The organism is Pseudomonas sp. LAM2023, assembly GCF_016620375.1.
Classification (GTDB): domain Bacteria; phylum Pseudomonadota; class Gammaproteobacteria; order Pseudomonadales; family Pseudomonadaceae; genus Aquipseudomonas; species Aquipseudomonas anuradhapurensis.
On the sequence record NZ_JAENHV010000028.1, the window covers coordinates 52538 to 78127 of the forward strand.

At 63.5% G+C, this 25590-nt stretch carries 25 protein-coding genes and 1 pseudogene; 14 read left to right on the plus strand and 12 right to left on the minus strand.

The window, feature by feature from the left end; translation table 11 throughout:
- Window positions 1–12: 12 nt before the first annotated feature.
- The 10 genes and pseudogenes from JKP78_RS18250 to JKP78_RS18295 all read left to right on the plus strand — a co-directional run bounded on the left by JKP78_RS18250 (window position 13) and on the right by JKP78_RS18295 (window position 9622).
- Window positions 13–1659: an AMP-binding protein gene (locus tag JKP78_RS18250; RefSeq protein ID WP_186690036.1), complete on the plus strand. Its 1647-nt coding sequence runs from the start codon at window positions 13–15 to the stop codon at window positions 1657–1659.
- Between the two features lie 13 nt (window positions 1660–1672).
- A complete protein-coding gene (locus tag JKP78_RS18255) occupies window positions 1673–2440 on the plus strand; it encodes an SDR family NAD(P)-dependent oxidoreductase (RefSeq protein WP_200627138.1) in 768 nt (255 codons plus the stop codon).
- Window positions 2441–2451: 11 nt separating this feature from the next.
- Window positions 2452–3645, plus strand: a complete 1194-nt coding sequence (locus JKP78_RS18260) for an acetyl-CoA C-acyltransferase (protein WP_186690032.1) — start codon at window positions 2452–2454, stop codon at window positions 3643–3645.
- 8 nt (window positions 3646–3653) lie between these two features.
- On the plus strand, window positions 3654–4781 hold the full coding sequence (locus tag JKP78_RS18265) for an acyl-CoA dehydrogenase (protein ID WP_186690030.1): 1128 nt from the start codon (window positions 3654–3656) through the stop codon (window positions 4779–4781).
- Window positions 4782–4794: 13 nt separating this feature from the next.
- Window positions 4795–5568, plus strand: a complete 774-nt coding sequence (locus tag JKP78_RS18270; RefSeq protein ID WP_170029160.1) for an enoyl-CoA hydratase — start codon at window positions 4795–4797, stop codon at window positions 5566–5568.
- 326 nt (window positions 5569–5894) lie between these two features.
- Window positions 5895–7259, plus strand: a pseudogene (locus tag JKP78_RS18275) (IS3 family transposase).
- 500 nt (window positions 7260–7759) lie between these two features.
- Entirely contained in the window at window positions 7760–8164 is a 405-nt protein-coding gene (locus tag JKP78_RS18280; RefSeq protein ID WP_003259022.1) for a TraR/DksA family transcriptional regulator, read from the plus strand.
- Between the two features lie 179 nt (window positions 8165–8343).
- The gene (locus JKP78_RS18285; protein ID WP_170029161.1) at window positions 8344–8538 is read left to right on the plus strand and encodes a hypothetical protein; all 195 of its coding nucleotides are present in this window, start codon (window positions 8344–8346) and stop codon (window positions 8536–8538) included.
- A gap of 404 nt (window positions 8539–8942) precedes the next feature.
- On the plus strand, window positions 8943–9413 hold the full coding sequence (locus tag JKP78_RS18290) for a hypothetical protein (protein ID WP_170029162.1): 471 nt from the start codon (window positions 8943–8945) through the stop codon (window positions 9411–9413).
- Complete coding sequence (locus JKP78_RS18295; RefSeq protein ID WP_186690028.1) at window positions 9410–9622, plus strand: hypothetical protein; 213 nt, start codon at window positions 9410–9412, stop codon at window positions 9620–9622. Before JKP78_RS18290 ends, JKP78_RS18295 begins: the two co-directional genes overlap by 4 nt.
- 9 nt (window positions 9623–9631) lie before the next feature.
- Here the strand turns inward: JKP78_RS18295 and JKP78_RS18300 are convergent, their stop codons facing one another.
- The 7 genes from JKP78_RS18300 to JKP78_RS18330 form a co-directional block, all read right to left on the minus strand.
- Window positions 9632–9997, minus strand: coding sequence for a Na+/H+ antiporter subunit G (locus JKP78_RS18300; RefSeq protein WP_186690026.1), 366 nt, complete (start codon window positions 9995–9997; stop codon window positions 9632–9634).
- Entirely contained in the window at window positions 9994–10272 is a 279-nt protein-coding gene (locus tag JKP78_RS18305) for a K+/H+ antiporter subunit F (protein ID WP_170029165.1), read from the minus strand. Before JKP78_RS18305 ends, JKP78_RS18300 begins: the two co-directional genes overlap by 4 nt.
- Complete coding sequence (locus JKP78_RS18310; protein WP_170029166.1) at window positions 10269–10757, minus strand: Na+/H+ antiporter subunit E; 489 nt, start codon at window positions 10755–10757, stop codon at window positions 10269–10271. Before JKP78_RS18310 ends, JKP78_RS18305 begins: the two co-directional genes overlap by 4 nt.
- Entirely contained in the window at window positions 10754–12433 is a 1680-nt protein-coding gene (locus JKP78_RS18315) for a monovalent cation/H+ antiporter subunit D (RefSeq protein ID WP_186690024.1), read from the minus strand. Before JKP78_RS18315 ends, JKP78_RS18310 begins: the two co-directional genes overlap by 4 nt.
- Window positions 12430–12774 (minus strand): Na+/H+ antiporter subunit C, encoded by a 345-nt coding sequence (locus JKP78_RS18320; protein ID WP_170029168.1) that lies wholly within the window; start codon window positions 12772–12774, stop codon window positions 12430–12432. Before JKP78_RS18320 ends, JKP78_RS18315 begins: the two co-directional genes overlap by 4 nt.
- The gene (locus JKP78_RS18325; protein ID WP_186690022.1) at window positions 12774–15689 is read right to left on the minus strand and encodes a monovalent cation/H+ antiporter subunit A; all 2916 of its coding nucleotides are present in this window, start codon (window positions 15687–15689) and stop codon (window positions 12774–12776) included. The genes JKP78_RS18320 and JKP78_RS18325 overlap by 1 nt, the downstream gene beginning before the upstream one ends.
- A 162-nt stretch (window positions 15690–15851) precedes the next feature.
- A complete protein-coding gene (locus JKP78_RS18330) occupies window positions 15852–16784 on the minus strand; it encodes a DMT family transporter (protein ID WP_170029170.1) in 933 nt (310 codons plus the stop codon).
- A gap of 83 nt (window positions 16785–16867) precedes the next feature.
- Here JKP78_RS18330 and JKP78_RS18335 point away from each other — a divergent pair, with 83 nt between their 5' ends.
- Entirely contained in the window at window positions 16868–17431 is a 564-nt protein-coding gene (locus JKP78_RS18335; RefSeq protein WP_186690020.1) for a helix-turn-helix domain-containing protein, read from the plus strand.
- Between the two features lie 142 nt (window positions 17432–17573).
- On the opposite strand, the gene JKP78_RS18340 is transcribed toward JKP78_RS18335, so the two are convergent.
- Window positions 17574–18122, minus strand: coding sequence for a cysteine hydrolase family protein (locus tag JKP78_RS18340; RefSeq protein WP_186690018.1), 549 nt, complete (start codon window positions 18120–18122; stop codon window positions 17574–17576).
- 82 nt (window positions 18123–18204) lie between these two features.
- On the opposite strand from JKP78_RS18340, the gene JKP78_RS18345 reads away from it, so the two are divergent.
- Together JKP78_RS18345 and JKP78_RS18350 are read left to right on the plus strand one after the other, a co-directional pair.
- Window positions 18205–19236: a GlxA family transcriptional regulator gene (locus tag JKP78_RS18345; RefSeq protein ID WP_200627139.1), complete on the plus strand. Its 1032-nt coding sequence runs from the start codon at window positions 18205–18207 to the stop codon at window positions 19234–19236.
- Window positions 19237–19295: 59 nt separating this feature from the next.
- The gene (locus JKP78_RS18350; protein WP_186690014.1) at window positions 19296–19676 is read left to right on the plus strand and encodes an antibiotic biosynthesis monooxygenase; all 381 of its coding nucleotides are present in this window, start codon (window positions 19296–19298) and stop codon (window positions 19674–19676) included.
- Here the strand turns inward: JKP78_RS18350 and JKP78_RS18355 are convergent.
- Window positions 19655–20425 (minus strand): alpha/beta hydrolase family protein, encoded by a 771-nt coding sequence (locus JKP78_RS18355; protein WP_170029175.1) that lies wholly within the window; start codon window positions 20423–20425, stop codon window positions 19655–19657. The two genes, JKP78_RS18350 and JKP78_RS18355, sit on opposite strands and share 22 nt — an antisense overlap.
- Entirely contained in the window at window positions 20409–21521 is a 1113-nt protein-coding gene (locus tag JKP78_RS18360) for a DUF3182 family protein (RefSeq protein WP_186690012.1), read from the minus strand. The genes JKP78_RS18355 and JKP78_RS18360 overlap by 17 nt, the downstream gene beginning before the upstream one ends.
- Window positions 21522–21746: 225 nt before the next feature.
- Here JKP78_RS18360 and JKP78_RS18365 point away from each other — a divergent pair, with 225 nt between their 5' ends.
- On the plus strand, window positions 21747–23555 hold the full coding sequence (locus JKP78_RS18365) for an aminopeptidase P family protein (protein WP_186690009.1): 1809 nt from the start codon (window positions 21747–21749) through the stop codon (window positions 23553–23555).
- Window positions 23556–23594: 39 nt separating this feature from the next.
- On the opposite strand, the gene JKP78_RS18370 is transcribed toward JKP78_RS18365, so the two are convergent.
- Both JKP78_RS18370 and rhtA read right to left on the minus strand, forming a co-directional pair.
- Complete coding sequence (locus tag JKP78_RS18370) at window positions 23595–23876, minus strand: hypothetical protein (protein WP_170029178.1); 282 nt, start codon at window positions 23874–23876, stop codon at window positions 23595–23597.
- A 190-nt stretch (window positions 23877–24066) separates the two neighbouring features.
- Window positions 24067–24954, minus strand: coding sequence for a threonine/homoserine exporter RhtA (gene rhtA, locus JKP78_RS18375; protein WP_200627140.1), 888 nt, complete (start codon window positions 24952–24954; stop codon window positions 24067–24069).
- Window positions 24955–25590 lie beyond the last annotated feature (636 nt).

Consider the following 25590-nt stretch of genomic DNA (forward strand, 5'->3'; position numbering starts at 1 on the left):
AGGAGTCCGACGATGCGTGATTACGCCGAGGCCGTTCGTGCCTTCGACCATGCCCAGGCTGCTGCGGCGGCACTGCATGGCGACCTCACGGCCCTCAACGCCTGTGTCGAATGCTGCGACCGCCATGCCGGGGCCGGCAAGCTGGCACTGACCAGCCTGGACCGCGACGGCAACATTGCGCGGTACAGTTTCGACCAGCTCAGCGACCTGGCAGCCCGTTTCGCCACAGTGCTCAAGGCCCAAGGGGTGCAAGCGGGAGATCGCGTCGCTGGCTTGATGCCACGTACCCCCGAATTGTTGATCACGATTCTTGCCACCTGGCGCCTGGGGGCTGTGTACCAGCCACTGTTCACCGCCTTCGGCCCCAAGGCCATCGAGCACCGCCTGGAACAATCCCACGCCCGCGTCGTCGTCACCGACAGCAACAACCGCGCCAAGCTGGACGATGTGCACGGCTGCCCGACCATCATCACGGTCAACGCCCGCAGCGGCGAGTTGGATTTCCAGCAGAGCCTGGCCAGCACGACGGAGCGCTGCGAACCGCTGATGCGTTCGGGCGATGACCCGTTCCTGCTGATGTTCACATCCGGTACCACCGGCCCGGCCAAGCCGCTGGAGGTGCCGCTGCGCGCGATCGTCGCGTTCCAGGGTTACATGCGCGATGCCATCGACCTGCGTCCGCAAGACAACTTCTGGAACCTGGCCGACCCGGGCTGGGCCTATGGCCTGTATTACGCCGTCACTGGCCCGCTGTCGCTGGGCCATGCCACCACCTTCTACGATGGCCCGTTCAGCGTCGACAGCTGCGCCCAGGTGATCGACACGCTGGGCATCACCAACCTGGCCGGCTCGCCCACCGCTTACCGCCTGCTGATAGCCGCCGGCGACGCATTCGCCAAGCCGGTCAAGGGCCGGCTGCGGGTGGTCAGCAGCGCCGGCGAACCGCTCAACCCGGAGGTGATCCGCTGGTTTGCCGACGAGCTGGGCGTGACCATCCATGATCACTATGGCCAGACCGAACTGGGCATGGTGCTGTGCAACCACCATGGCCTGCAGCACCCGGTGCACCTGGGCTCGGCCGGCTTTGCCATCCCCGGCCATCGCATCGTCGTGGTGGACGAGCAGGGGCAGGAACTGACAGCCGGCCAGCCGGGAATTCTCGCGGTCGACCGTGAGCAGTCGCCGCTGTGCTGGTTTGGCGGCTACCACGGCCTGCCGACCAAGGCCTTCGTCGGCAAGTATTACCTCAGCGGCGACACCGTCGAGCTGAACCCGGACGGCAGCATCAGCTTCGTCGGCCGCAGCGACGACGTGATCACTACCTCGGGCTACCGGGTTGGCCCGTTCGATGTGGAAAGCGCGCTGATCGAGCACCCGGCAGTGGTCGAGGCCGCCGTGATCGGCAAACCGGACCCCGAGCGTACCGAGCTGATCAAGGCCTTCGTGGTCCTGGCCAGCGGCCACGCAGGCAGCGCCGAGCTGGAGGAAACCCTGCGCCAGCACGTGCGCCTGCGCCTGTATGCGCATGCCTACCCCAGGGAAATCGAATTCGTCAGCGAGCTGCCCAAGACCCCGAGCGGCAAGCTGCAACGCTTCATCCTGCGTAACCAGGAAGTCGCCAAACAACAAGCGCAACAGGCCACCCCTGCCAGCGCCTGAAAGGAAACCGATCATGCAAATAGCCAACAAACACTTCATCGTCAGCGGCGCCGCCTCCGGGCTGGGGGCTGCCACCGCGCAGATGCTGGTCGCGGCCGGCGCCAAGGTCATGCTGGTCGACCTCAATGCCCAGGCTGTCGAAGCCAAGGCCCGCGAACTGGGCGGCAACGCCCGCTTCGCAGTGGCCGACATCAGCGACGAACAGGCTGCGCAGGCGGCGGTCGACGCGGCTGTCAGTGCCTTCGGCAGCCTGCACGGGCTGGTCAACTGCGCGGGTATCGTCGGCGCCGAAAAAGTGCTCGGCAAGCAGGGCCCGCACGGCCTGGCCAGCTTCGCCAAGGTGGTCAACGTCAACCTCATCGGCAGCTTCAACCTGCTGCGCCTGGCCGCGGCGGCCATGGCCGAAGGGGCTGCCGATGAGGGCGGCGAGCGCGGGGTGATCATCAACACCGCTTCCATCGCCGCCTACGACGGGCAGATCGGCCAGGCCGCCTACGCAGCCTCCAAGGGCGCCATCGCCAGCCTGACCCTGCCGGCGGCCCGCGAACTGGCGCGCTTCGGCATCCGGGTGATGACCATCGCCCCAGGCATCTTCGAAACGCCGATGATGGCCGGCATGAGCGAGGAAGTACGGGCATCGCTGGCAGCCGGCGTGCCCTTCCCGCCACGCCTGGGCCGCCCGCAGGAATATGCCGCGCTTGCCCGCCACATCATCGAGAACAGCATGCTCAACGGCGAGGTGATCCGCCTCGACGGTGCACTGCGCATGGCTGCCAAGTAAGGAGAACCAACATGACCCTCGCCAACGACCCGATCGTAATTGTCAGCGCCGTGCGCACGCCCATGGGCGGCCTGCAGGGCGACCTCAAGAGCCTGACGGCACCACAACTGGGCAGCGCGGCCATTCGTGCGGCTGTCGAGCGTGCCGGCATCGATGCCGCCAGTGTCGAGCAGGTGCTGTTCGGCTGCGTGCTGCCGGCTGGCCAGGGCCAGGCGCCGGCCCGACAGGCTGCGCTGGGGGCCGGGCTGGACAAGCACACCACCTGCACCACCCTGAACAAGATGTGTGGCTCGGGCATGCAGGCGGCTATCATGGCCCATGACCTGCTGCTGGCCGGCACCGCCGACGTGGTAGTGGCCGGGGGCATGGAAAGCATGACCAATGCCCCCTACCTACTGGACAAGGCCCGTGGTGGCTATCGCATGGGCCACGGCCGGATCATCGACCATATGTTCATGGACGGCCTGGAAGACGCCTACGACAAAGGCCGGCTGATGGGCACCTTCGCTGAAGACTGCGCCCAGGCCAATGCCTTCAGCCGAGAGGCCCAGGACCAGTTCGCCATTGCCTCGCTGACCCGTGCCCAGGCGGCGATCAGCAACGGCCGTTTCGCTGCCGAGATCGTCCCGGTGGAAGTCACCGAAGGCAAGGAAAAGCGCGTTGTCAAGGATGACGAGCAGCCGCCCAAGGCGCGCCTGGACAAGATCCCGCAGCTCAAGCCGGCGTTCCGCGAAGGTGGCACGGTGACCGCCGCCAACTCCAGTTCGATTTCCGACGGTGCCGCGGCGCTGGTGCTGATGCGCCGCTCCGAAGCCGACAAGCGCGGCCTCAAGCCGCTGGCGGTGATCCACGGCCACGCCGCCTTCGCCGACACCCCGGCGCTGTTCCCGACCGCCCCGATCGGCGCCATCGACAAGCTGATGAAGCGCACCGGCTGGAACCTGGCCGATGTCGACCTGTTCGAGATCAACGAGGCCTTCGCCGTGGTCACCCTGGCGGCCATGAAGCACCTCGACCTGCCACATGACAAGGTCAACATCCATGGCGGTGCCTGCGCCCTCGGCCATCCGATCGGCGCTTCCGGCGCACGCATCCTGGTGACCCTGCTGTCGGCCCTGCGCCAGAACAACCTGCGCCGTGGCGTGGCGGCCATCTGCATCGGCGGTGGCGAAGCCACGGCCATGGCTGTCGAATGCCTGTACTGAGGTGAACCATGCTGGTAACTGACGAGCAACAACAGATCGCCGACGCGGTGCGCGCCTTTGCCCAGGAGCGCCTGAAGCCGTTTGCCGAGCAGTGGGACAAGGAACATCGCTTCCCCAAGGAGGCCATCGAGGAGATGGCCGAGCTGGGGCTGTTCGGCATGCTGGTGCCGGAGCAGTGGGGGGGCAGCGACACCGGGTACGTGGCCTATGCCATGGCCCTTGAAGAAATCGCCGCCGGTGATGGTGCCTGCTCGACCATCATGAGCGTGCACAACTCGGTGGGCTGCGTGCCGATCCTGCGCTTTGGCAGCGAGCAGCAGAAAGTCCAGTTCCTTGCCCCGCTGGCCAGCGGCGCGATGCTTGGTGCCTTCGCCCTGACCGAACCGCAGGCTGGCTCCGATGCCAGCAGCCTGAAGACCCGTGCACGCCTGGATGGCGATCACTATGTACTCAACGGCAGCAAGCAGTTCATCACCTCTGGCCAGAACGCCGGGGTGGTGATCGTGTTCGCTGTCACCGACCCGGACGCCGGCAAGCGCGGCATCAGCGCCTTCATCGTGCCCACCGATTCGCCGGGTTACCAGGTGGCGCGGGTCGAGGACAAGCTTGGTCAGCACGCTTCCGACACCTGCCAGATCGTTTTCGACAATGTGCGCGTGCCCCTGGCCAATCGCCTGGGCGCGGAGGGTGAGGGCTACAAGATTGCCCTGGCAAACCTCGAAGGTGGCCGTATCGGCATTGCCGCGCAAGCGGTGGGCATGGCCCGCGCGGCGTTCGAAGTGGCGCGCGACTATGCCAACGAGCGGCAGAGTTTCGGCAAGGCGTTGATCGAACACCAGGCGGTGGCGTTCCGCCTGGCCGACATGGCAACGAAAATTACCGTGGCCCGGCAGATGGTGCTGCACGCCGCGGCATTGCGCGATGCCGGGCGCCCGGCGCTGGTGGAAGCATCGATGGCCAAGCTGTTTGCCTCGGAAATGGCCGAAAAGGTCTGTTCGGATGCCTTGCAGACCCTGGGCGGTTATGGCTATCTGAGCGACTTCCCGCTGGAGCGTATCTACCGCGACGTTCGGGTTTGCCAGATCTACGAAGGCACCAGCGACATTCAGCGCATGGTCATTGCGCGCAATCTTTGAAGGAGCAGACTGCATGGCATTCGAAACCATCCTGTTGGATATCCACGGCAAGGTCGGCCTGATCACCCTCAACCGCCCGCAGGCGCTGAACGCGCTTAACGCGCAGATCGTTGGCGAGATCAACCAGGCCCTGGACCAGCTCGAGCGTGACCCGAACATTGGCTGCGTGGTGCTGACCGGTTCCGCCAAGGCCTTCGCCGCTGGTGCCGACATCAAGGAAATGGCCGAGCTGCAATATCCGCAAATCTACGTCGACGACCTGTTCAGCGATGCCGACCGTATTGCCAACCGGCGCAAGCCGATCATCGCCGCGGTGTCGGGCTTTGCCCTGGGGGGTGGCTGCGAGCTGGCGATGATGTGTGATTTCATTCTGGCGGCGGACAATGCCAAGTTCGGCCAGCCGGAAATCAACCTCGGCGTGTTGCCGGGCATGGGTGGCACCCAGCGCCTGACCCGCGCGGTGGGCAAGGCCAAGGCCATGGAACTGTGCCTGACGGGCCGCCTGATGGGCGCTGAAGAAGCCGAGCGCGCTGGCTTGGTGGCGCGTATCGTGCCGCAGGCGGAGCTGGTGGAAGAGGCGCTGAAGGTGGCGGCGACCATTGCCAGCAAGTCGATACCGGTGAGCATGATGGTGAAAGAGAGCGTCAATCGGGCGTTTGAAGTGACCCTCAGTGAAGGCGTGCGCTTTGAACGGCGGGTGTTCCATGCGGCATTTGCTACCGAGGACCAGAAAGAGGGCATGGCTGCGTTCATTGGCAAGCGTGAGGCGCAGTTCAAGGATCGTTGATAGCAGCATCGTTGCCGTTGCTTTTGCTTTTAAGCGCGCGATAGTTCAGGCGCCCCCGAATGCGACTTCAGGAGGCCGAGCGAAGGGCTTGCGGAGGGAGGTGACGGGCATGGATGCCCGTCAAGCGCTGAGGCCCCATGGATGGGGCCTGCAGCGCGTCCTCCCGGGAGCAAGCCCGTAGCGAGGGGACCCCGGAGCGCAGCGTAGGGGCCGGATGATGGGAGTCAGCGTTTTTTGGTTACTTTTTGCCGCGTTTGGCAAAAAGTGACTCGCCGTTGAACTGACCCCTGAATGTTGGACACCTGACCTCACCGAGGGGGTGTTCCATGACGAAATACAACCTATCGCTCAAGCAATTGCTGATCGAGGAATCTCTGTCTGCCGACAGTATTCATGAGGTGGGCGTCAAGCACGGCCTGAGCCCATCGATCCTACGCCGCTGGGTCAAGGGCCATGATGCGCACGGTGCCGCAGGTTTGGCTGCGAAATACAGCCACTACGATGCCCAGTTCAAACTGAAGGTGTTGCAGTGCATCGAGCAAGAGGGGCTGTCCGCCCAGCAAGCGTGCATACGATTTGATATCCGCGGCCCGAGCAGTATCAGGGAATGGAAAAAACGGTACGATGCAGGTGGAGTTGAAGCACTTCAACCGCATCGTCACCGAGAGCCCAGCATGCCCCGCAAACCGTCCAAAAAAACCACAGTAAGCCCTGAAGGCCTTGCGGACGTTGACCTGACACCTGAGCAAATGCTCAAAGAGCTGGCCTATCTGCGTGCCGAGAATGCCTATCTAAAAAAGCTCGATGCCTTGATCCAGGCGGACCCTCGGACTGCGCAGCCAAGAAAACGCAGGCCGTCCAAGGATTGAGGCAGGTATATCCACTTGCTTTGTTGCTCCGTGCTGCCGGGTTGGCGCGCAGCACGTTCTACTACCAAGGCAAAGCGCTGCTGACTGACAAGCATGCAGAACTGAAAGACCGCATCCGCAGCGTCTATCACCAGCATCGCGGACGCTATGGCTATCGCCGCATCACCGCGGCCCTTGGGCACACCGGTGAGTCAATCAATCACAAGAAGGTGCAGCGTTTGATGCAGTTGATGGGCCTTAAATCATTGGTCAGACCGAAGAAATACCGCTCTTATCGGGGCGATGTGGGGCTTGTCTCACCTAATCTGCTCAAGCGGGAATTCAAGACAGAAGGCCCTAATCAGAAATGGGCGACTGACGTGACGGAGTTCAAGGTAAAGGGGCAGAAGCTGTTTCTCTCGCCGGTGATGGACCTGTACAACGGGGAAATCCTGGCTTACCAGACCAACCGCCGACCTGAGTTCAGTATGGTTTCGAGCATGTTGGAGCAAGCCTTTGGGCGGCTGAATCAAGGTGACAAACCAATCTTGCACTCTGATCAAGGCTGGCAGTACCGCCAGCCGACCTACCGGCACATGTTGGCCGAGAAGAACGTTGAGCAGAGCATGTCACGTAAGGGAAATTGCCTGGATAATGCCGCCATGGAAAGCTTCTTCGGTACGCTCAAGAGCGAGTTCTTCTACCTAGAATCCGTTTGAGAGCGTGGAGCAGTTGGCATCAGGGCTGGACGACTACATCGCCTACTACAACCAGGAACGCATAAGCCTCAGATTGAATGGCTTGAGTCCGGTACAATTTCGGACCCAAGCACTGAACCGTTAACCCCTGTCCAACATTCCGGGGTCAGTTCAGGCGAGTCACTTTTTGCCAAACGCGGCAAAAAGTAACCAAAAAACGCTGCGCTCCCATCATCCGGCCCCTACGCTGCGCTTCGGGGTTCCCTCACTCCGGCCTCCTGAAGTCGCGAAGATCAAGATCAAAAGCAGAGCAAGAGCAAGAGCAAGAGCAAGAGCAAGAGCAAGAGCAAGAGCAAGAGCAAGAGCAAGAGCAAGAGCAAGAGCTAGCGCCAGCGCGACGCAGGGCCACGGCCAGACTCCTAGTATGAGGGCGGCGATCGCATTGAGCTGAAGGCACCGACCAGCGGAATGTAGACAATGGAAGCAAATTCCCACCCGATTGCAGTTGCTCCACGCGACGCGGCGCCTTAGACTTCCGCCCCCTGTAAAAGAGTGCCGGTTGGCGCTTGAAGAATTCCGCCACCGATGCCAAGGCGTCGGCAGCATATGAATCGCCCAAATGCACATTTTTTCATAGAGAAATCGATGACCAAGGAACAGTTGCTGGCCATGTCGGCCGATGACTACATGAACGCTGACCAGCTGGCTTTCTTCGCTGGCCTGCTGCAGGCGATGAAAGTCGAAACCCATGAACGCATCGAGCTGAGCCGTGCCACCATCGAAGGCCTGGACACCCCGTCGGACCCTGCCGACGTGGCTTCGGTCGAAGAGGAGCGTAGCTGGCTGGTAAATGCCATCGACCGCGACCAGCGCCTGCTGCCCCAGCTGGAAATGGCCCTGGACCGTATTGCCGACGAAAGCTTCGGCTGGTGCGACGACAGCGGTGAGCCGATCGGCCTGAAGCGCCTGCTGATCAGCCCGACCACCAAGTACTGCATCGAAGCCCAGGAGCGCCACGAGCAGCTCGATCGCCACCAGCGCCAGGTGTAACCCCGCGCGGTGTGCCAAGCCCCACGGAGCGATCCCTGGGGCTTTTTGCGTTTCTTTGCCGCCGGCGGTTTTGTTGCCCCGCGCGTAAAACTGCTGTACCGGGATGCGCTGTTTCCGCGCGGCGAGCGGGCGTATCATGGCTTTATCGTTAGGGTGCTAATTAAATTCCGGAGGGAATGATGAATAGCCGGGTCGATGTAGCCGTGATGATTGGCTCGGGTGTGCCGGCCACGCTGCGGGCGTTGGGTAAACGCATCTGCTGGGTGGTGCTGGTCAATGGCGAGCGGCGTGGTACCGCCTTCGCCACGCGCGAAGAGGCGCTGGAGTGCCAGGCAGCCTGGTTGCAACAGTTGAAGAAAGGCTTGGCCGCCTGAGCGCATCGATTGCGCCGGGCCTGGTAAAACGAGGGCAGGCTGTATCAACGGCAAGAAATGCGCTTTGCCTCTCGACGGATTTCGGTGTTTTCGTGCATATTCTTCCCTCAGTAATGCACTGATGGATTGCAGGGCCCGTTTTCACGTGCGCTCCGGCATTGCCTGTCGCATCTTTCTGGCGGGTTTGCTGTCAGACATTACACTTCCCGGATCGGGAATATGCCGAAAGCCTGTATTGAGGCCAGATCTGGCAAGCCAGAGTAAAGAATCCCGCACGCTGCATCGCCAGCGGGCGCAGACATTTCGCATATCGCTTCATTACTCTTTTCGCCTATCGACAAGAAATGGCCGTGCTTCACCGAGCTTGGGTGAGCGCGGGTTGTAACCGGTTGAGGATTACTTCATTGGCAGTCAGCACTCTTGATACCCATGCGTTGTTCGCCCTGGGCGACTTGCGCGGTAAATTGGCCCAGCTGTTCCAGGGTCGCTTTGTCTACGTCACCGAACAGAATCCCGAAGGCCTTTACATGGCCGAAATCGACACCGAAAGCGCATTGGTGGTCGACGACAAACAGCGCCTCGAACTTAAAGTCGGCGACCACTTCCGCGCCGCCGTGCTGCCCAGCCGGGAAGGTGGCAAGCTGGAAATGCGCTTTCGTGAAATCAAGCTGAACGTCTATGGCGTAGGCGATTACGCCTTCGTCTCGGTACCTGAAGGTGAGGGCATCGTGTTCCGCGAGGGCCACGGCGTGATGCTGGTATTCGCCGCACAGCAGCAGATTCAGGAAGGCCTGGGCAAGTTGCTCAAGGCGGTGACCGGCAAGGTCGCCAAATGGCGCAAAGGTGAACTGACCACCTTCAAGGCCAGTGAATGACCCACGGTGACGACACACCCACCACGCGTGCCGAGTTTCATCGCCAACACCAGGCGGATGCCGTGGCCGAGGCCCAGCGTTTGCTGGCCAGGCGCGCGGAACTGCAAAGTGCCTGGTTGAACTGGGTAGCAGGCGAATTGTACCGCCTTGGCCCGCCGCCCTATGTGGCCATGGTCCGCCGCGAGTTGCAGCGCCTCAGCCAGGCGTGAGGCGACTGGTCAGTTGCCGCGATCGCGCCCGCTGCTGACTTCTTCCGGCACCGGCTCGTTGGCCATGCGCTTGCGGAACAGCGCTGCCCGGGCCAGCAGTAGGGTGGTGACCGGCACGGTAACGGACAGCAGGATCGGAATCAGCCAGGCGTGCAGCACCGGCGCTTGCTTGAGCCAGGAAAAGTAGATGATCGAGGCCAGCGCCACGCACCAGGCGCCGATGGTCGAGGCCAGTGCCGGCGGGTGCATGCGCTGGAAATAGTCCTTCAGGCGTACCAGGCCCACGGCACCGACCAGCGCAAACAGGCTACCGGCCAGCAGCAGCACGGCGGTCACCAGTTCTACCCAGAACGGCAGTTGCAGGGGTTCAGTCATTCGATCACCTCACCGCGCAGCAGGAACTTGGCCAGGGCAAACGAGCCGACGAAGCCGAACAGCGCAATCAGCAGTGCACCTTCGAAGTAGGTGTCACTGGCATAACGGATGCCCAGCACCAGCATGCTCAGCATGGCCAGGATGTACAGGTAGTCCAGCGCCAGCACCCGGTCCTGGGCGGACGGGCCGCGGAACAGCCGGATCAGTGCCAGGGCCATGGCCAGGGCGAAGATGAACAGGCTGGCGAGGACAGCATTGGCAAGCAGACCTGTCATTGGAAGATCTCCATCAGCGGGCGTTCGTAGGTGTCCTTGAAGTGCTGGATGAAGGCCGCCTCATCGTCCAGGTCGAACACATGCAGCAGCAAGACGCTGCGGTCCAGCGCCAGCTCGGACCAGACCGTGCCTGGCACTACCGTGGTAATCATCGACAGCGCCGCCAGGCCATGCGCATCGCGCAGGCTCAGCGGGATGTGCACGAACGCCGAGCGTGGCGGCTGCTTGCCGGCACGCAGCACGCCACGGGCCACCAGCAGGTTGGAGATGATCACATCGATGCCGACCCGGCCGATCAGCCGGGCGATGACCAGTGGCCGCCGCACATGGGCATGCTGGGGGCGCAGCGGTGCCATCAGCAGCGGCGCCAGCACGCCGAGTGCAGCACCCAGCAGCAGGTTGCCGGGGCTGAGCGAAAGGTTCAGCAGCAGCCACAGCGCGAACAGCGACACCGATAACAGCGGGGCGGGGAACAGTCGCTTCATGGCTGCACCTGTACGTCGAGCGAGGTCGGGCCGGGGACGGGTCGCGCGGCCATGACGGCTTGTATGTAAAGCTCGGGAGCCTGCAGGCTGGCGGCGGTGTCCTGGGTATAGCGCAGCAACGGCTCGGCCCTGAGGCTGAGGACCATGCACAGGCCCAACAGGATGACGATGGGCAGGCATTCATAGCGGCGCAGCAGCGGCGAAGGGCGCTCTTCGGGCTTCCAGAAACGCTGGATGCCGACACGGCCAAAGGCAATCAGCGAGGCCATGCCTGACAGGATCAGCAAGCTCACCAGGCCCCAGCCGGACATACCCAGTGGTTGTTCAGGGGGCACGCCCAGCCCCAGCGGGTTGAACAGCGCGCTGATCAGGTTGAGCTTGCCGATAAAGCCCGACAACGGTGGCATGCCGATGATCAGCAGGGCACAGGCGATGAAGCTGAGGCCGAGAAACGCCATGGTCCAGGGGATGATCTGGCCGATCACCACCTGTTGCTCATCATCGAGGTTGATGCCCTTGGGCGGGTGCAGTGACTCCAGCGGCGGTGGCATGGCGTCTTCCTCTTCGTCCAGCGGTGCTTCATTGGCCGAGCGCGAGCGTTCGACCAGCTCGGCGAGAAGGAACAGCGCGCACAGCGCCAGGGTCGAGTTGACCAGATAGAACAACGCTGCACCGGTCAGCGCCGACTGGGCGAAGCCGATGGCGGCGAGCAGGGTACCGGCCGAGACCAAAATACTGAGGGCAGCCATCCGCTCCAGGCGTTGCGCCGCCAGGATCGACACCGCCGCCACTGCCAGGGTGACCAGGCCACCTGATACCAGCCAGTCGCCACCGAAGTGCGCCGAAGCCCCGGCCTGCCCCGAGAACAGCAGGGTCCACAGGCGCAGCACGGCATACAGACCAACCTTGGTCATGATCGCGAACAGCGCCGCCACCGGCGCGCTGGCCGAGGCATAGGCCGGCACCAGCCAGAAGTTCAATGGCCAGATGCCGGCCTTGGCCAGGAAGGCGATGGCCAGGATGGCCGCACCGGCATGCAGCAAGCCACGGTCGGCCTCCGGCACCAGCGGGATCTTCACGGCCAGGTCTGCCATGTTCAGGGTGCCAGTCACGCCATACAGCATCGCCGCGCCGACCAGAAACAGTGACGAGGCAAAGAGGTTGATGGCGATGTAGTGCAGGCCGGCACGCACCCGGGCACGCCCCGAGCCGTGCAGCAGCAGGCCATAGGAGGCTGCCAGCAGCACCTCGAAGAATACGAACAGGTTGAACAGGTCGGCGGTGAGGAAGGCGCCGTACAGGCCCATCAACTGGATCTGGAACAGCGCATGGAAACTGGCCCCGGCGCCATCCCAGCGGGCTCGGGCAAACAGCAGGGCACTGAAACCGATGGTGCCGGTGAGGGTCAGCATCAGCGCCGACAGGTGGTCGACCACCAGCACGATGCCGAACGGTGCCGGCCAGTTGCCTGGCAGATAGACGCCGATCGATTCCGCCTGGCCCTGGATGCGTACCCACAACAGCAGGCTGACCGCGATGGCCAGGCCAGTGAAGGTCGACAGCAGGTTCAACCGGGCCTTCAGCTGCCGGTGTTTCTCGCCCAGCAGCAACATTACCGCCGCCGTTACCAACGGCAGCAGGATGGGCGCGATGATCAGTTGACTCATGCCGCTCATTCGTCACGCTCCCGGCCATCGACGTGGTCGGTACCGGTCAGGCCGCGCGAGGCCAGCAACACCACCAGGAACAGGGCGGTCATGGCGAAACTGATGACGATGGCGGTGAGCACCAGCGCCTGCGGCAGCGGGTCGGTGTAATGCAGCAGGTCCTGCGGCAGGCCGTCCTTGATGATCGGTTCCTTGCCGATGAACAGGCTGCCCATGCTGAAGATGAACAGGTTGACCCCGTACGACAGCAGGCACAGCCCCATGATCACCTGGTAGGTCCGCGGGCGCAGGATCAGCCATACCCCCGAGGCGGCCAGGACGCCGATGGCGATTGCAATCACTTCTTCCATCAGGCGGCTCCCGCTTGGCTGGTTTTCGCCGGGTTGCCCGGGCGGTAGGCGCGCACCGACTGGTGCGCCAGGGCCGTGAGGATCAGCAGGGTCGAGCCGACCACCACGGTGAACACGCCGACATCGAAGAACAGCGCACTGGCCACGTGCACATCGCCAAGCACCGGCAGGTGCAGGTGGGCGGTATGGGTGGTGAGGAACGGGTAGCCCAACAGCATGGCGCCTGCCCCGGTCAGGGTTGCGCACAGCAGCCCGGTGCCCATCCAGCGCAGCGGGCGCAGGCTCATCTGTGCTTCGACCCACTGGGTGCCGGCCACCATGTATTGCAGGATGAACGCCACCGACATCACCAGGCCAGCGACGAAGCCTCCCCCTGGCTGGTTATGGCCACGCATGAACAGGTACATCGATACCAGCAGGGCGATCGGCAGCAGCAGGCGCACCAGCACGGCAGGCACCATCATGAAGCCCAGGGCGGTGTCGGTGGCATGCCGCGGGTTGATCAGGTCGGTGACCACATCGGGTGCCAGCTGGCGCTGCTGCGACGGCAGTTGCATGCTTTCCTTCGGTGGGCGGAAGCGCCGCAGCAACGCGAACACGGTCAGCGCAACGGCCACCAGCACGGTGATTTCACCAAGGGTGTCGAAGCCACGGAAGTCGACCAGCATGACATTGACCACGTTGGTGCCACCACCCTGGGGCAGCGCGCGGCTCAGGTAGAACGAGGAAATGTCGTTGGGTGTCGGGCGGGTCAGCATGGCGTAGGACAGCACCGCCATGCCGCCACCTACCAGCACTGCCAGCAACAGGTCGCGCAAGCGGCGCATGCGTGCACGGTCCAGGCTGCCCGGCAGTGGCGACACACCTTCGATCCGCCGTGGCAGCCAGCGCAGGCCGAGCAGGATCAGCACGGTGGTGACCACTTCCACCACCAGCTGGGTCAGGGCCAGGTCGGGCGCCGAGAACCAGACGAAGGTGATGCAGGTCATCAGGCCGCAGACGCTGACCATGATCAAGGCCGCCAGGCGGTGGTACTTGGCCTGGTAGGCGGCGCCGATAGCGCAGGCAATCGCAATCAGCCACAGCGCGACGAACACGCCCGAGCCGGGAATCTTCGGCCGGTCGCCCCAGCTCAGGCCGCTGTACAGCATGGGGATGAGGCCGGCGAAGAAGGCGGCGAGTACCAGCATGAACAGCTGCGATTGCAGGCGGCGGCTGGTAAGCAGGCGCTCGATGCGCCGCGCCAGCAGCATCAGTTGCACCTGGCCGTGCTCGAACAGGCGCTTGCCGTTGAAGCGCTCGATCAGCGGCGGGTAGGGGAAGCGGCCCAGGCGCAGCTGTTTGCGCAGCACCAGGTACAGCACGATGCCGCCGCTCATGGCTATCAGGCTCATGATCAGCGGCGCGTTCCAGCCGTGCCAGATGGCCAGGCTGTACTCCGGCAGGGTACCGCCCACGACCGGCAGGGCGGCAGCTGCCAGCAGCGGGCCGACTGACTGGGCGGGGAAGATGCCCACTACCAGGCAGGTCAACACCAGCAACTCGACTGGCGCACGCATCCAGCGTGGCGGTTCATGTGGGTTGTGCGGCAGGTCTTCGGCGCTGGGGCCGAAAAAGACGTCGACGGTGAAGCGCAGGGCATAGGCCACGCTGAAGGTGCCAGCCAGGGTGGCGATCACCGGCAACGTGGCCTCGACCCAGGCGGTGGCACTGATGAACACCGTTTCGGCAAAGAACATTTCCTTGGACAGGAAGCCGTTCATCAACGGCACGCCGGCCATCGAGGCGCTGGCCACCATGGCCAGAGTGGCGGTGTACGGCACCAGCCGCACCAGGCCGCTCAGGCGGCGAATGTCACGGGTGCCGCTTTCATGGTCGATGATGCCGGCGGCCATGAACAGCGAGGCCTTGAAGGTGGCATGGTTGAGGATGTGGAACACGGCGGCAACGGCGGCCAATGGGCTGTTGAGCCCCAGCAGCAGGGTGATCAGGCCCAGGTGGCTGATGGTCGAATAGGCCAGCAGGCCCTTGAGGTCGTTCTGGAACATGGCGGCAAAGGCGCCAAGCAGCAGGGTGAGGGCGCCTGCACCGCCGACGATCCAGAACCACTCTTCGCTGCCCGACAGCACCGGCCACAGGCGGGCCAGCAGGAACACCCCGGCCTTGACCATGGTCGCCGAATGCAGATAGGCCGACACCGGGGTCGGTGCGGCCATGGCATGGGGCAGCCAGAACTGGAAGGGAAACTGGGCGCTCTTGCTCAGGGCACCGATAAGGATTAGCGGCAGCAGCACCGGGTACAGTGCATGCTGGCGGATGACGTCGCCGGCAGCCAGGACCTTGTCCAGGTCGTAGCTGCCCACCACATGGCCGAGCAGCAGTGCCCCTGCCAGCAGGCACAGGCCGCCCGCACCCGTGACCATCAGCGCCATGTAGGCACCGCGACGGGCGTCGGCACGGTGGTGCCAGTAGCCGATCAGCAGGAAGGAGAACAGGCTGGTGAGTTCCCAGAAGAACACCAGCTGGATCAGGTTGCCGGAGATCACCAGGCCGAGCATGGCGCCCATGAAGGCGAGGAAAAAGGCGAAGAAGCGCGGTACCGGGTCTTGTGGCGACATGTAGTAGCGGGCATACAGCGACACCAGCGCACCGATGCCCAGCACCAGCAAGGCGAACAGCCAGGCGAAGCCGTCCATGCGCAGTACCAGGTTCAAGCCCAGGCTGGGCAGCCAGAGGAACTCTTCGCGGATCACGCCGCCGTGGGCAACCTGAGGGTACAGCAGCGCTACCTGGACAGTGCCGACCAGGGCGACGAGCCCGGCGAGAATGGACTCCGCGTTACGTGCGTTGTGCGGCAGCACGGCTGCCAGGCAACTGCCCACGAACGGCAGGAGCAATAGCACTATCAATGACATAGCGGCCTATTCTGGAGAAGTTTGCCAGGAATCATACGTGCCAGGGGGGGGATCACCAACACGCAAGCTGTCGCAGAATCCTACAAACAGGCTGTGACCAGCTGATTTTTTATAACAGTTTCTTACAAAGCATAGCCGCAGCTTTAGAGACGGGGCGTGCCGCTAGCGTTCACTCTGTGCTTCCAGCGCTGGCTCGGTTTCGCCCGCACGACGCACCTTGAGTTCGCTGACCACCACCGCGATCACGATCAACAGGCCACCGAGCAGTGCCACGCCTGGCAAGCGTTCGCCGGCGATACGCCCGACGATCCCGGCCCACACGGGTTCGCCGGCATAGATCAGCGTGGCGCGGGTGGGCGAGACCGATTTCTGGGCCCAGTTCATCGCCACCTGGATCACCGCGCTCATCGCGCCCAGGCCCACCGCACTGGCCAGCAGCAGCCAGGAAAAATCAGCAATGCGCTCCTGGGTCGGCACGATCATCAGGAATGCCAGCAGCGAGGCGGTCGCCAGTTGCACCACGGTGACCCGGCGCACATCGACCTGGCCGGCATAGCGGCTGATCAGGATGATTTCGCCGGCGATCGCCACTGCGCTGACCAGGGTCACCAGCTCGCCCTCGCTGAAATGCAGGCGGCCGCCTTCCGGGCCGGCCAGCAGCATCAGGCCGATGAACGCCAGGCCGATACCGATGCTCGGCATCAGGCCGGGCCGGCGGCCCAGCACCAGCCATTGCAGCAGCGGCACGAACGGCACATACAACGCGGTTATGAATGCCGACTGGCTGCTGCTGATGGTTTGCAGGCCCATGGTCTGCAGGCCGTAGCCAAGCATGATCGACACGCCGATCAGCACGCCGGCCTTGAGTTCGGTGAACGTCAGCCCAGGCAGTGCCCGCGCCGATACCACGCCCACGAACAGCGCGGCTGCTGCGAAGCGCAGGCCGACGAAGAACATCGGCCCGCTGACGGCCATCACGTTATGCACCAGCAAAAAGGTGCCGCCCCACAACATGGTGATGAAGACCAGCACCAGTTCGGCCTTGCTCAGGCGAAAGGTAACGGCGGCGGTCGGCTTGCTGCTGGGCTGGTTCATGGTCTTGCGTACTCGGAAGGGGCGGCGCACAATCGCCGCAAAGTGGGCAGTATACTGCGCAATCCCGACCAGTGAGCACTATAGTGCACAAAGAATCTTCGCACCGGGCGTCGGTGCTACAACATGTCAGCCTCAATGTACGCAGCCTGCGCAACGCCGCAGGCATGAGCCAGACGGCGCTCGCCGAGCGTTCCGGGGTCAGCCGGCGCATGCTGGTGGCGATCGAGGCGGGCGAAAAGAATGTCAGCCTGACGACCCTCGACCTGATTGCCGAAGCCCTCGGCGTGGCCTTCAGCACCCTGATCCAGGCTCCGGACCAGCGTGACCCGGGCCGTATCGAAGAGCTGGCCTGGGCGGGTGAGCATCCACAGAGCAGGGCGGTGCTGCTGGGCAGCAGCCCGGCAAGGCGCGAGGTGGAGCTGTGGGAGTGGACCCTGGCGCCCGGCGAGTGCTATCGCAGCGAAGCCGATGCCGAAGGCTGGAGCGAGCAGATCTATGTCGCCGAAGGGCAACTGACACTGATCATCGAAGGCCTCGAGCACTGCCTGCAGCAGGGCCAGTTCCATGTGTTCGCCAGCAATTGTCGCTATGCCTACCGCAATGACGGGGCCGTGGCGGTGCGCTTTGTGCGCAATGTGGTGATCTGATCGAGAAGTCTTGCGGGTTTGCGGGCCTCATCGCCGGCAGGCCAGCGCCCACTGGTCCACCTTCACGCTCGGAGCCAGTGGAGAACCTGTGATAGCCGGCTTGCCGGCGATGAGGCCCGTAGGCACATTCCGAGGCTCGCGGTCAGTTTCCTATCAGTTCATCGGTCTTGACTACCTTGGCATAGGCAAACGCCAGCGCCGCCATTGCCGCCCCATGCACGTCCGCCGCCGGCACCTGCTTGCCATCGAACTCCAGGGGCAAGGTTGCACAGGCATCGTGCGCCACGGTCACGGCGTAGCCCAGGTCGGCCGCGGCGCGGGTGGCAGCGTCGATGCACATGTGGCTCATGCTGCCGACGATGGTCAAGGCTTCGACACCGTGCTGGTCCAGCGTATGCTCCAGGTCGGTGCCGAGGAAGGCATTGACCTTGTGCTTGAGCACCACCGGCTCGCCCGCTGCGGGCCGGACCTTGGCGTGGATGGCCGCCCCTTGCGAGCCTGGCGCGAAGAACGGCGCATCGGCACTCTCGAACTCATGCCGCACATGCACCACCAGGTCGCCCCGTTGGCGTGCCGCCGCCAGCAGGCGTGCGGCATTGTCGGCTGCCTGCTCAGCGCCATCGAGGGTCCATCTGCCGCCGGGGAAGTAGTCGTTCTGGATGTCGATGATGATCAGCGCCTGCTTGCTCATGCTGCCTCCTGTGGCAGTAGTCGTTGGATGACGTTAGTTATAGGCTGTGGCCACTGACCTGAGGATTGGCGCAAACGACACTATGCGGGCAAAAACTGACAATGCCACCAGCCTGGATATCGGCCTGCTGCTGTACCAGGGCGCGCAGCGTGCTGCTGTGCATGGCCTGGCCGACCTGTTTCTGGTGGCCAACCGGGTAGCCGCCGAGCTGGGGGCCGTCGAGTTGCCGCGGCTACGTGTCAGCTTCTGGCAAGTCGACGACCTGGGGCAACTGCAGCCTGCGCCCGAGAGCCCAGGCGCCGCCTTGCCTGATCTGCGCGTGCTGATCATACCGCCGAGCCTGGAGTCGGCACCGCAAGCCGAGTTGCTGGAGCGCCACCGTGCGCCGCTGCGCGAGCTGCACGGGCGCGGCACGGTGCTGGCCTCGGTGTGCATCGGTGTGTTCTTCATCGCTGCCAGCGGCCTGCTCGACGGGCGCCCGGCCTGTACCCACTGGAACTACGTGCAAGCGCTGGCCCAGCGGTTTCCCAGGATACGGGTCGAGGCCCAGCAGCCCTTGCTCGATGATGGCGACCTGATCACCTCGGCCGGCTTGATGGCCTGGACCGACCTGGGCCTGCGTTTGCTGGAGCGCTTCATGGGCGCGACCCTGGCAGGCGAAACCGCCCGCTACCTGGCAGTGCAACCGGTGTCGGCGCCGCTGCCTGGTGCCGTGTTCCGCCCGCGTCTGGAGCATGGCGACGAGGCGGTGCTGAAAGTCCAGCACTGGTTGCAGGGCAATGGCGGGCAGGATGTCGACCTGGCCGGCATGGCTGCATGCGCGGGGCTGGAAGCCCGCACTTTCCTGCGCCGTTTTCGTGCTGCAACGGGGCTGCGGCCGACCGAATACTGCCAGCAAGTGAGGGTAGGGCGGGCGTGCCGCTTGCTGGAGTTCACCCGGCGCACCGTCGATCAGATCGCCTGGGGTGTCGGCTACCAGGACCCGGGCGCGTTTCGCAAGGTGTTTCAGCGCATAACCGGCCTGACCCCGAGCGATTATCGCCGGCGCTTTGCCGTCTCCGGCCAGGGCGAGTGCGGCGTATCCGCAGCGGAAAAACGCTTGACCTTGACTTAACTTGAGGTTTTACCCTGCCCGGCATCGCGCTGCATGCGTCCGTAGCAAGGAGACTGCTCATGATGGCAACACCCCATGCCCTGTGGTTTACCCAGATGATCGAATATGAAGTACCCGGCGTCCGCCAGCAGGCATTGGCCCAGGCGCTGGTGGCGCGCAGTGAAGAGCTGGCCACACGCTGTGAGGGGTTGCAGGGGGTCAGCATCCAGGCCAGTGACGATGGCAGCCGAGTGTTGCAGTACCTGCAATGGCAGTCCCGCCAGGCGTGGGCGGCGGCCGCTGCCTATTTTGTCGAGGAGCCGTTTCTCGAACTGCTCGCCGAGCATCAGGCGCGTGGCGTCAGGTTTGCCGCCTACCAGACCCTGCGCAGCCTGGTCCGTGGCGCCGATGGCGGCCTGCACTGCCAGCTGAGTGAAGCTCAGGCATACCAGGGCGCATAGTGCGGGTAACGGTCCAGCCGGGCGCCGATGACCATTTCGCTGATCCACGACGCCAGGATCGAGCTGTAGGCCTTCTGACAAGCTTCACTGGACAACGCATGGTCGGCACCGTCGACGATGCGGTGCGTGAGCGAATGAGCGCTGACAAATGCCGAGCGGTAGCTCATCAGCGTACTGTGCGGCACATAGTCGTCCTGTTCGGACTCCACCAGCAGCACATCGCCGGCGAACTCGGCGCAGGCTGCCAGGGCGCGGTTGTCCGCCGGCCCGAGCGGGCGCTGGCGGTAAGCGTTGAGGCGCTGCCGGTCCAGGGTCTGCTTGGGAATGTCCCATTCCTCGTCCCAATACATGGCAGGGACGCGCAGGGCCAGCCATTTGACTGGCCGCTCGCGGGTCAACAGGGTGGCCAGGTAGCCGCCATAGCTGCTGCCGATGATGGCGATGGCACTGCTGTCGACAGCGGGGTGGCTGACCAGGCGGTCGTAGGCCACTACCAGGTCCATCAGGTTCTGTTCGCGGGTAACGGTCAGCCGTTGGCTTTCGGTCTTTTCGTGGCCGCGCAGGTCGAAGGTCATGCAGACACAGCCCAGCCCGGTGATATGCCGGGCACGTGCCAGGTCGCGCTGCTGGCTGCCGCCCCAGCCATGCACGAAGAGAATGCCCGGCATCTTGCTGCCAGGGCTGACCAGGGTGCCGACGATGCTGTCATCCTCGACCTGCAGTTCAACGGTTTCACTCTGAATGGTCATAGTCGCGAATCCGCGCAAATTTGCTGAGTTGTCCGAGTTCACTGTCGTTTCCTTGATAGAAGAGGGTGGCGTCAGTGGGCAGTTCGGGGATGCCGAATACTTCATGGGTGGAAGCCCGCACCCGTTGCAATGCCGGGTCGCCGGCAAAGGCTTGCAAGGCCAGCAGTTCGGCACTGCTGGCGCCGCCCAGCCGCCAGGATTGTTCGAGTACGCCGCTGCGCAAGTGGCCCTCGGCAGTGAAGCCGCGGGCGATGTCATAGTTGCGCCGCGAGGCGATGAAGCCCGGCAGGTGGCGCTCGGCTGCCTGCTCGTAGACGATTGCCTGGTTGATGGCCAGGCGCAGGTGATCTTCCAGTGGTAGCTGCAGCAGCGCGTCGTAGCCGCCGCGCACCACCACCAGATCGGAGCCGCCATAGACTTCGACGCCCTGGTGATCGCGGGTCAGGTACTGGATGCCGTGGTAGCTGCAGGTGTGGCCGGCGACGCGCACCTGGCCGACGCTGAAGGTCTGCACCTCGCTCAGGTCTTCTTCCAGCACCAGCCCCCACAGGGCCAGTTCCTGGTCATCCATGCCGGCCAGCAGTGGCTCCAGCGCATCCAGCGTGGTGATGACCTGCTGCCCGCGGCCTGCACAAGCCAGCACGGGCTTGATCCGCAATGGGCCGTCCAGCAGCAGCAGGTGCGCGGCGTTGCGTGCGTCGGCCTTGCTGAACACCGTGTAGCCGCGCAACAGGGCGTCGCTGGCTTGCCGGGCGAAGGCATCGGTCCAGCCTGGAGGGAAACTGGCCCCCGCCGGTAACGGGTGGGAGATTGCCTTGGTCGCCATGTATGGATAGGCGACCAGGCCACCGAACAGGTCGTGCTCGCTGCAGATGCCCAGGCTGGCCTGGCGCTTGGGGTCGACCAAGGTTTCGGTGGGCAGGTAGTAGTAGCCATCGGCGGCGCTCGGCGGTTGGCTGGGCTGCACGTATGGGCAACCCAGCAAGCGCGCCAGGCCTTCGGCGAGCTTGAGATGCACGGCATGCTCGTGGTCAGGGGTGCGTGCCCGGGTGTCGAGCAGCACCACGCCGCTTTTAGGGGCGCTGGCATTGGGCATGGTCGTTTGCCTGTATGCAGTGAATGTATCTGTGTGAAGCCGTTACTTTGGCGAAGTTCAGCAAAACTTGATCGGTGGTCCCGGCCGCGCTGTAGGAAATGTCCTGTATGTGCAGGGCGTGGCGGGCAATGCATACCGTGTGTCGGTCGCCACGATTGCAGGGCTTCGACGGCTGTTCCATTATCGGCACACTGGATCAATCGTGATGTAGCCGCAGGAGAGCGCATGAACGTTCAGACCACCCTTGGGCAAAGCGTGCCGCAGCGCCTTGCACACGTGCGCCAGGTCATGGCCGCAGAGGGCATCGATGCCTTGCTGGTACCCTCGGCCGACCCCCATCTTTCCGAATACCTGCCGGCATACTGGCAGGGGCGCCGGTGGCTGTCTGGCTTCCATGGCTCGGTTGGCACGCTGGTGGTCACGGCCGACTTTGCCGGGTTATGGGTCGATAGCCGCTATTGGGAACAGGCGGAGCACGAGCTGGCAGGCACTGGCATCGAGTTGATGAAGCTGTTGCCAGGCAAACCCGGCGCGTTGGAATGGCTGGGCGACCACGTCGAGCGCAACGGCAGCGTGGCGGTGGATGGTGCGGTCATGGCCCTGGCTTCGGCACGCCAGCTGGGCGACCGGTTGAAGCTGCGCGGGGCGCGGCTGGTGACCGGCCGGGACCTGCTCGAACAGGTCTGGGATGGGCGCCCGGCGCTGCCGGGCAACCCGGTCTACCAGCACCTGCCGCCGCACGCCACGGTGAGCCGGGCAGCAAAACTCAAGCAGTTGCGCCAGAGCCTGCAGGCCAAGGGCGCCGACTGGCACTTCATCGCCACCCTGGACGACATCGCCTGGCTCTTCAACCTGCGCGGCAGCGACGTGTCCTACAACCCGGTGTTCATGGCGTTCGCCCTGATCAGCCAGGAGCAAGCCATCCTGTTCGTCGGCCAGGACAAGCTCGATGACCATCTGCGCCAGGTGCTGGCAGTGGATGGCATCGAGGTGCGTGACTACACCGAAGCCGGTAGCGCCCTCGGCGCCCTGCCAGCCGGCAGCCGATTGCAGATCGATCCCGCCCGGGTCACCTGTGGCCTGCTGGATAACCTGCCCGGCGGGGTTGAGCTGGTCGAGGGAATCAACCCCACCACCCTGAGCAAGGCGTGCAAAGGCGAAGACGACCTGATGCACATTCGCCAGGCGATGGAGCAGGACGGCGCGGCCCTGTGCGAATTCTTCGCCTGGTTCGAGGCCAACCTCGGTCAGGAAACCATCACCGAACTCACCATCGACGAGCGCCTGAGCGCTGCGCGAGCCCGGCGCCCGGGCTTCGTTTCGTTGAGTTTCGCGACCATTGCCGCCTTCAATGGCAACGGCGCCATGCCGCATTACCGCGCCACCGAACAGTCGCACGCGGTCATCGAGGGCGATGGTCTGCTGCTGATCGATTCGGGTGGGCAGTACCTGGGCGGTACCACCGACATCACCCGCATGGTACCGGTGGGCAGCCCCAGCCTGCAGCAGAAGCAGGACTGCACGCGCGTGCTCAAGGGCATGATTGCCTTGTCGCGCGCCAGCTTCCCGCGTGGCGTGCTGTCGCCGTTGCTCGACGCCATTGCGCGGGCACCGATCTGGGCTGACCAGGTGGATTACGGCCATGGCACCGGGCATGGGGTGGGTTATTTCATGAACGTGCACGAAGGGCCGCAGGTGATTGCCTATCAGGCCGCGCCGACACCGCAGACCGCGATGCAGCCGGGCATGATCAGCTCGATCGAGCCGGGCACCTACCGCCCGGGGCAGTGGGGCGTGCGCATCGAGAACCTGGTCGTCACCCGCGAGGCCGGCACGAGCGCCTTTGGCGAGTTCCTCAATTTCGAAACCCTGACGCTGTGCCCGATCGACACCCGTTGCCTGTTGCCCGAGCTGCTGGCCAGGGACGAACGGGATTGGTTGAACCGCTATCACGCCCAGGTGCGCGAGCGCCTGGCACCCTTGCTCAAGGGCGAAGCGCTGGCCTGGCTTGAGGCGCGCACCGTGCCATTATAAGGCTTCAAGTAAAAAGGGCAGCTTGCGAGCTGCCCTTTTTTATTTGCAGATGACGATCATGCTGCGGCTGGTGTAACCCGCCGGGTTGATGCCGAACAAGTAGTCACCCGGTTCTTCATCGCTATCGCCCGAGCGTGCGATGACGCGATAGCCTCGCGTGCTGCAGGCGCTCGCAGCCTTGCTGTAACAGTTGTCCCACGAGGAGGAAAGGCCGGAGCAATTGATATGCAGGCCCTTCTTGCCCCTTTTGACCTCGGTCTTGGCGGTGGCGGCACATCCAGCAATGGCCAAGATGGCCAGGATGAGAAAAATACGTTTCATTCCTGTCCTTAAATGCAGGGCGGATCAGCCGTCTGGCCCCGTCGTTATTGCTTTGATTCTTCCTGAAATTTCCCCAGCGTCCGTGTTCTGTCCAGTAGATAGCGTAGAGATGATGATTTTGTGACAGCTTAATCAGCGCGGCGGACCGCCACAATCACTATTCCTGTCTCAAATGAAAATATTTCTCATGTCAGTCTGCGGCGACCGCCGGGCTGGGCTCCTTGCGCATGGACAAGGTGGTGCCGACCGAGGTAATGATGATCGCCAGAATCGCCAGCCATTGGGTGAGCGTCAGCACTTCGCCGAGAAACAGCAGGCCGGACAGTGCGCCGAATGCCGGTTCGATGCTCATCAGGGTGCCGAAGGTGCGCGCCGGGATACGTGTGAGCGCGACCATTTCCAGGCTGTAGGGCAGGGCGGTGGACAGAATCGCAACGCCCAGGGCCAGGGGGATCACGGCGGGTGTGAGCAATGTGCTGCCAGCGTGGGCGATACCGATGGGCGCGACAAACAGGGCAGCCACCACAACCCCCAGCGCGGCACTCTGAATGCCATGCTCGGCCCCGGCACGTTGCCCGAACAGGATGTACAGCGCCCAGCACACTCCGGCGCCGAGGGCATAGGCGGCACCGACCGGGTCCAGGGCCTGCCCGCCATCACCAGCCGGTAGCAACAGCAGCAGGCCGACGATGGCCAGGGCAATCCACAGGAAATCGATTGGCCGACGCGAGGACAACATCGCCACCGCCAGTGGTCCGGTGAATTCCAGGGCCACGGCAATGCCGATCGGTACCGTGCGCAGCGCCATATAGAAGAGGAAGTTCATGCCGCCCAGGGCCATGCCATAGATGATCACGTTACGCAGGGTGTGGGCAGTCATGCGCACGCGCCAGGGGCGCAATATCAGCAGCATGATGATGCTGGCGAAGATCAGGCGCAGGGTGGTGGTGCCTTGTGCGCCGACGATGGGAAACATGCTTTTCGCCAGGGAAGCGCCGGACTGTATCGATGCCATGGCAATGAGCAGCAGGCCGATCGGAAAGAGGTTGGCGGCCAGGCTGCGAGGCTGGGTGTTCATTTCTGTACGGCGATCCTTGGCAGGTTGAGATTGCGCACTATAGTGCGCAATTGGCCTGAAAGGGAACAGCCAAGGTAGACAGCGGCGAACGCACAGGATGGATTGGCCGAGACAGATGCAGGCGCTGCCAGCCATGCGCTGTGCGGAGCGCTCGATATCACCGGCACTGCAAGGGCTGTGGCGAGCACCGGGTGGCCCTGCAGAGTCTTTTGGGGAAGATTGCAGATTATTGAAATTAAAGGTTGACCGCCTCGAATATCACCCTATAATGCGCCCCACTCCAGCGCGGTAGCGAAGCAAGGCAAGCCACCCCGTTGAGTCAAGTGTTTGAAGCTAAACGAGTTTCTCGCAAAAAACTTCAAAATAAACGCTTGACAGCAAATGAGGAAAGCGTAGAATGCGCGCCTCGGTTGAGACGAAACGCTCTTAGCCAAACGCTCTTTAACAAATCGAATCAAGCAATTCGTGTGGGTGCTTGTGAGTACGGACTGATAGTCACAAAGATTATCAGCATCACAAGTGGCCATGCGAGAAATCACATAGTCATTTGAGATTGCTGAGCCAAGTTTAGGGTTTCTTAAAAACCCAAGCAGTATTGAACTGAAGAGTTTGATCATGGCTCAGATTGAACGCTGG

Excerpts from the sequence above, each read along its gene's own strand:
- JKP78_RS18325 (WP_186690022.1), bottom strand. The coding sequence starts at position 15,689 with ATGTCATTGATAGTGCTATTGCTCCTGCCGTTCGTGGGCAGTTGCCTG.
- JKP78_RS18300 (WP_186690026.1), bottom strand. The coding sequence starts at position 9,997 with ATGACTGAACCCCTGCAACTGCCGTTCTGGGTAGAACTGGTGACCGCC.
- JKP78_RS18310 (WP_170029166.1), bottom strand. The coding sequence starts at position 10,757 with ATGAAGCGACTGTTCCCCGCCCCGCTGTTATCGGTGTCGCTGTTCGCG.
- JKP78_RS18295 (WP_186690028.1), top strand. The coding sequence starts at position 9,410 with ATGACCCACGGTGACGACACACCCACCACGCGTGCCGAGTTTCATCGC.
- JKP78_RS18250 (WP_186690036.1), top strand. The coding sequence starts at position 13 with ATGCGTGATTACGCCGAGGCCGTTCGTGCCTTCGACCATGCCCAGGCT.
- JKP78_RS18265 (WP_186690030.1), top strand. The coding sequence starts at position 3,654 with ATGCTGGTAACTGACGAGCAACAACAGATCGCCGACGCGGTGCGCGCC.
- JKP78_RS18320 (WP_170029168.1), bottom strand. The coding sequence starts at position 12,774 with ATGGAAGAAGTGATTGCAATCGCCATCGGCGTCCTGGCCGCCTCGGGG.
- JKP78_RS18315 (WP_186690024.1), bottom strand. The coding sequence starts at position 12,433 with ATGAGCGGCATGAGTCAACTGATCATCGCGCCCATCCTGCTGCCGTTG.
- JKP78_RS18350 (WP_186690014.1), top strand. The coding sequence starts at position 19,296 with ATGATGGCAACACCCCATGCCCTGTGGTTTACCCAGATGATCGAATAT.
- JKP78_RS18365 (WP_186690009.1), top strand. The coding sequence starts at position 21,747 with ATGAACGTTCAGACCACCCTTGGGCAAAGCGTGCCGCAGCGCCTTGCA.
- JKP78_RS18285 (WP_170029161.1), top strand. The coding sequence starts at position 8,344 with ATGAATAGCCGGGTCGATGTAGCCGTGATGATTGGCTCGGGTGTGCCG.
- JKP78_RS18255 (WP_200627138.1), top strand. The coding sequence starts at position 1,673 with ATGCAAATAGCCAACAAACACTTCATCGTCAGCGGCGCCGCCTCCGGG.
- JKP78_RS18345 (WP_200627139.1), top strand. The coding sequence starts at position 18,205 with ATGCGGGCAAAAACTGACAATGCCACCAGCCTGGATATCGGCCTGCTG.
- JKP78_RS18330 (WP_170029170.1), bottom strand. The coding sequence starts at position 16,784 with ATGAACCAGCCCAGCAGCAAGCCGACCGCCGCCGTTACCTTTCGCCTG.
- JKP78_RS18280 (WP_003259022.1), top strand. The coding sequence starts at position 7,760 with ATGACCAAGGAACAGTTGCTGGCCATGTCGGCCGATGACTACATGAAC.
- JKP78_RS18355 (WP_170029175.1), bottom strand. The coding sequence starts at position 20,425 with ATGACCATTCAGAGTGAAACCGTTGAACTGCAGGTCGAGGATGACAGC.
- rhtA (WP_200627140.1), bottom strand. The coding sequence starts at position 24,954 with ATGAACACCCAGCCTCGCAGCCTGGCCGCCAACCTCTTTCCGATCGGC.
- JKP78_RS18370 (WP_170029178.1), bottom strand. The coding sequence starts at position 23,876 with ATGAAACGTATTTTTCTCATCCTGGCCATCTTGGCCATTGCTGGATGT.
- JKP78_RS18305 (WP_170029165.1), bottom strand. The coding sequence starts at position 10,272 with ATGACAGGTCTGCTTGCCAATGCTGTCCTCGCCAGCCTGTTCATCTTC.
- JKP78_RS18340 (WP_186690018.1), bottom strand. The coding sequence starts at position 18,122 with ATGAGCAAGCAGGCGCTGATCATCATCGACATCCAGAACGACTACTTC.
- JKP78_RS18260 (WP_186690032.1), top strand. The coding sequence starts at position 2,452 with ATGACCCTCGCCAACGACCCGATCGTAATTGTCAGCGCCGTGCGCACG.
- JKP78_RS18270 (WP_170029160.1), top strand. The coding sequence starts at position 4,795 with ATGGCATTCGAAACCATCCTGTTGGATATCCACGGCAAGGTCGGCCTG.
- JKP78_RS18360 (WP_186690012.1), bottom strand. The coding sequence starts at position 21,521 with ATGCCCAATGCCAGCGCCCCTAAAAGCGGCGTGGTGCTGCTCGACACC.